Raw genomic sequence first — 1498 nt, 5'->3', positions numbered from 1 at the left:
AGTCACAAAAATCGTCAGTCGGGGGATTCGCTGGTGATTGGGTTGTGATAGGCTGCTGATTCATAACGATGGATCAGCGGTATGGTGACGACCAACGAGAATGCAGTAAGCGCGTTTGATCAATATGTCGACGCACTGACGGAAGTTATCGGGCATATGGATCGTGCAGAGCCTCTTCGAGATTATTGCACAGGCCTGATGATGCCAGTGGCACGCAAGAGCGTGGAGCCGCTGGCAGCAGTGACGGCACCGGCACGCGTATCAGCCAAGCATCAGTCCTTGCTGCATTTTGTGGGGCAAGCGCCGTGGTCTGATGAAGCACTGATGCGGCGTGTCCAGGATTGGGTCTTACCTCGAATGATCGAGCGAGGCGGGCCGATTACTGCCTGGATCATCGATGACACGGGTTTCCCGAAGAAGGGACAACATTCGGTTGGTGTCGCCCGTCAATATTGTGGCCAACTCGGCAAGCAGGATAATTGCCAGGTTGCCGTCAGCCTTACCATTGCCAATGAGGGTGCGAGTTTGCCGGTCGCCTGGCGACTTTACCTTCCAGAGATCTGGCTCGATGACGCAGAACGCCGCCGAAAGGCCAAGATACCAGACGAGGTGGTGTTTCAGACCAAGCCCCAAATTGCGATGGATCAAGTCCGCTCTGCGCTCGCGGCACAGACGCCAGTGGGTATCGTGCTTGCTGATGCAGGGTATGGCGCGGATGGCCAGTTTCGCCAGGGGCTGACCGATCTGGGTCTCACATATTCGGTTGGCGTCCAGCCAACAGTCAGTCTTTGGCGTCCGGGCGAAGGGCCGATGCCGCCCAAGACATGGAGCGGCAAAGGCCGTCCTCCCAAGCTGGTGCAACGAAGCAAAGCTCACAAGCCGCTGTCAGCCAAAGCATTGGCGAAAGACTTGCCGGCCGACGCGTGGACGACCATCGCATGGCGCGAAGGAAGCAATGTCGAGCTGGTATCCCGCTTTGCTGCAGTGCGCCTTCGTGTCGCCTCCAGAGACTATAATCTTACCCAGCCACGAGCAGAAGAATGGTTCCTCGTCGAATGGCCTGAGGGCGATGAAGAGCCAAGCAAGTATTGGCTCTCAACATTGCCGGCAACGACGACACTACATGAGCTCGTTTCGGCGACGAAAATGCGGTGGCGGATCGAACGAGATTATCGAGACCTCAAGCAGGAATTCGGCCTTGGCCATTACGAAGGGCGGGGTTGGCGTGGCTTCCACCATCATGCCAGCCTGTGCATCGCAGCTTACGGATTCCTGATCTCCGAACGGGAGACGATTCCCCCCTCAGGATTTGCCTTTACCTGGAACCGCGAAGAAACTCCGGTTCCCCGTGGTTCGCGATCCCTTGGACATACCGATACGGCCCGAACGCCACACCTCGAATTCGATCGCAACGCTGCGTAAAATGCTGACCACAGCAGTGGCGCGACGCCTGACACGATGTCCATGCTGCGCCAGAATGAACGAGTCATTTGTGACG

The 1498-nt window shown here is 57.2% G+C and carries 1 protein-coding gene; it reads left to right on the top strand.

Annotated features, from left to right (window positions below; translation table 11 throughout):
• The first annotated feature begins 81 nt into the window (after positions 1-81).
• Positions 82-1422, top strand: a complete 1341-nt coding sequence (locus NN5_RS24640; RefSeq protein WP_067739353.1) for an IS701 family transposase — start codon at positions 82-84, stop codon at positions 1420-1422.
• Positions 1423-1498 lie beyond the last annotated feature (76 nt).

Source organism: Novosphingobium naphthalenivorans NBRC 102051 (assembly GCF_001590985.1).
Taxonomy (GTDB): domain Bacteria; phylum Pseudomonadota; class Alphaproteobacteria; order Sphingomonadales; family Sphingomonadaceae; genus Novosphingobium; species Novosphingobium naphthalenivorans.
Note: the sequence above shows the minus strand (reverse complement) of the source record. Positions and strands in the feature narration are given on the sequence as shown.